Genomic DNA, 3,410 nt, shown 5'->3' with positions numbered 1-3,410 from the left:
CCTCCCCCGACGCCAGCCGGGGCCGCTCTTACTCCACCAGCTCGGACAGCGGGACCTCGAGGGCCCGGGCAATGACGAGCAGATGCACGTACTTGATGCCGCTGCCGGCCTCAATGCGCTGAACCGTGGACCGCCCTAACTCCGTCTTCTCGGCGAGCTTCTCCTGGGTCAGGTTGGCGTGCTCGCGAGCCTCGCGGATGCGGTCGCCCTGCTGCTGGCAGGCGAGGCGGATCCATTCGGGGAGAGCTTCGGGCACTCGTCCAAGTTGGCGCCTAAATGATCAAGCTGTCAGCATCAGAAGTGGAGCATTGTTTGATCTTGGAGGGGGCGGGAACCCTGGGTGAGCCCACCCCCCTCCGCTAGCTGCCGAAGGCGTTGCGGCTGTCCTGTCGGGCAGCCCAGGAGAGGACGCTGGAGGCAGGACGGGCGGCCGGCCAGTGGTCGGCCGCCCACCCCTCAACTCGCCACACTTCGGTTGAGCTTGGGCTGAGCTAGCGATCATGAAACCCACCCGAAACGGACAGGACCCCAGCTCAGTTTCCTTCTGAGCTGGGGTCCTTCATGTAGGCCCTGTGGGACTCGAACCCACAACCAATGGATTAAAAGTCCACTGCTCTGCCAATTGAGCTAAGGGCCCAGGCGATGTTGCCCCCACGAGCATAGCCGGACGATGCCGAGTCTCCGATCGGGTATCGGGATCCGGGCCCTGCCAAAGGGACGAACTGGGCCGATGAGCTTCCACGGATCAACCGGTTCGGGCGTGTCCGCGCGGGCCCCGGAGAGCCCGCCCGCAACGACAGAGCACCGTGGCCCGCCCGTTGGGACGGAGCCACGGCGCTCCTCATGCGCTGATGTCAGCCGTTGCGCTTCCAGCGCGGCTTGTCCTCGCGACGCTGGAACGAACCGCCGCCGCGGTGGTCGTCACGACGGCCGGAGGGGCGGTCGTGACCGGAGGTGCGGAAGCCCGGGCGGTCGCCCTGACGGTCACGGTTGAAGGGACGGTCGCTGCCACGGTGGCCACCGCGCTCGTCCCGGCGCTCGAAGGGGCGGGCCGGACGGTCGTCCCGGCGGAAACCGCCACCACGGTTGTCGTCACGACGCTCGAAGCCACGACCACCACGGTCATCACGACGCTCGAAAGAACGGCCACCACGGTCATCACGACGCTCGTCCCGGCGGAAACCACCACCACGGTTGTCGTCACGACGCTCGAAGCCACGACCACCACGGTCGTCACGACGCTCGAAAGAACGGCCACCACGGTCATCACGACGCTCGTCCCGGCGGAAACCACCACCACGGTTGTCGTCACGACGCTCGAAGCCACGACCACCACGGTCGTCACGACGCTCGAAAGAACGGCCACCACGGTCATCACGACGCTCGTCCCGGCGGAAACCACCACCGCGATTGTCGTCACGACGCTCGAAGCCACGACCACCACGGTCGTCCCGGTCCGCGCGGTCGACGTCGTGCGCCACCGGCTGCTCGGGCACGGACACCTCGGCCGCCGCGGCCACCACCGCCGCCTGGGCCTCGGCCACCGCGGCCTCGGGGTCCTCACCCTGCTCGCGGGCGATCCGGGCGATCAGGCGGTCGGCCTCCTCGCGGAGCTCGTTCGCACGCCGCTGCGCCCGCTCCAGCTCCTTGGTGAGCTGGGCGACCTCACGCTCGGCCTGCTGCGCGGCGTTGCCCACGGACTCGGCCTGGACCTCGGTCATCGACCGGGCGCCGGTGATCTCGGCGACCTCCGGGTCGAAGGCGCCGGCGCCCTGGATGATGTGGCGCGTGGCGTCGACGCCCGCGTCCTCCATCAGCCGGAAGATCTGACGCCGCTGGTGCGGCAGGGACAGCGACACGACGGTGCCGGAGCGGCCCGCACGCGCGGTACGGCCGGACCGGTGCAGGTAGTCCTTGTGGTCCCCGGCCGGGTCCACGTTCAGCACCAGGTCGATGCCGTCGACGTGGATACCGCGGGCGGCGACGTCGGTCGCGACGAGCGCGTTGACGTAGCCCTTCTTGAAGTCCTCCAGCACGCGGGTGCGCGCGCCCTGCGTCATACCGCCGTGCAGCGCGTCGGCCTTCACACCCGAGTCGCACAGCTGCTCGGCGATGCGGTCGGCGCCCAGCTGGGTGCGGACGAAGATGATCGTGCGGCCCTTACGGGAGGCGATCGCGGCGGTGACCGGCGCCTTGTCCTTGGGCTTCACGATGAGGATGTGGTGCGACATGGTCGTGACGTTGCCCTGGGCGCTGTCGACCTCGTGCGTGACCGGGTTGCTCAGGTAACGCTTGACCAGCGTGGAGATCTCGTTCTCCATCGTGGCCGAGAACAGCATGCGCTGGCCGCCGGCCGGGACCTGGTCGAGCAGCTCGGTGACCTCGGGCAGGAAGCCCAGGTCGGACATCTGGTCGGCCTCGTCGAGGACGGCGACCTCGACGTTCTCCAGGGAGCAGGCGCCACGGTTGATGATGTCGCGCAGCCGGCCCGGCGTGGCGACGAGGACGTCGACGCCGCGCTCCAGTGCGTAGATCTGGTTGCCCATCGACGTACCGCCGCAGACGACCTTCATCTTCAGGCCGACGACGTCGCCGTACGGCTGGAGGGCGTCCGCGACCTGCATCGCGAGCTCACGGGTCGGGGTGAGGATGACCGCGCGCGGCTTGTGCTTCTCGGTGCGGCCGCCGGCGAGACGCGCCAGGGTCGGCAGACCGAACGACAGGGTCTTGCCGGAGCCCGTGCGGCCACGGCCGAGGATGTCCTTGCCGGCCAGGGCGTCCGGGATGGTCGCGGTCTGGATCGGGAAGGGGGTGGTCACGCCGTTCTGCGCGAGCTTGCGCACCACGCCTTCGGGGAGACCGAGGTCCGCGAAAGTGACCTCGGGGGCGTCCTCGGTTGCCTCGTTCTCGGGCACGACGACGTGATCAGTACTGGCGATGGACATGCGAATGCGAAACCTTCCGGAGTCTCAAGTCGGCACGCGCCCGTCAACTCCGTGATTCGCGATTCGCAATACGACCGCCTCAATGCGGTCCACCACGGCAAGGGAGAGTACGCGCCACACGGCGCGCTCTGCAGTGGCGCCGGGCAAGATGGGATCAAACGATCTGCCACCATACGCACTCCGTGCCCCTCAAGGCAAACCGGACTGTGCAGACGACAGTGGGCAGCCGTCCGACGACCGGACAGCCTCCCGAGGGCTCCAACCACCCTCCGGCCGGGATTGTTCCCGCCCCCGGAGGAAATTCTCCCGCCCCGTCGGCACAGCCTCACGGCACACCCCTCCGTTGCGTCCCCACGGCCCTACGCCGGTGACCCGGCCTCCGGCGCCCCACTGGATCTGGCTGAAGGAGGCGCCGGCCTCGCGCTGGATCGACGGGATGGCGATGTTGACGATCGTCACGTCGAC

Annotated in this window: 2 protein-coding genes and 1 tRNA gene; all 3 read right to left on the bottom strand. The window is 68.8% G+C overall.

Annotated features, from left to right (window positions below):
- Positions 1-28 precede the first annotated feature (28 nt).
- The 3 genes from ABZ281_RS43015 to ABZ281_RS43005 all read right to left on the bottom strand — a co-directional run bounded on the left by ABZ281_RS43015 (position 29) and on the right by ABZ281_RS43005 (position 2,945).
- Positions 29-256: a helix-turn-helix transcriptional regulator gene (locus tag ABZ281_RS43015; protein WP_356663542.1), complete on the bottom strand. Its 228-nt coding sequence runs from the start codon at positions 254-256 to the stop codon at positions 29-31.
- Between the two features lie 308 nt (positions 257-564).
- Positions 565-637: transfer RNA gene (locus ABZ281_RS43010), tRNA-Lys, on the bottom strand.
- A 217-nt stretch (positions 638-854) separates the two neighbouring features.
- Positions 855-2,945, bottom strand: coding sequence for a DEAD/DEAH box helicase (locus ABZ281_RS43005; RefSeq protein WP_356663540.1), 2,091 nt, complete (start codon positions 2,943-2,945; stop codon positions 855-857).
- Positions 2,946-3,410: the final 465 nt, after the last annotated feature.

Source organism: Streptomyces sp. NPDC006265 (assembly GCF_040613555.1).
Lineage (GTDB): Bacteria > Actinomycetota > Actinomycetes > Streptomycetales > Streptomycetaceae > Streptomyces.
Note: the sequence above shows the minus strand (reverse complement) of the source record. Positions and strands in the feature narration are given on the sequence as shown.

Coding starts and splice junctions, on each gene's coding strand:
- ABZ281_RS43005 (WP_356663540.1), bottom strand. CDS start 2,945: ATGTCCATCGCCAGTACTGATCACGTCGTCGTGCCCGAGAACGAGGCA.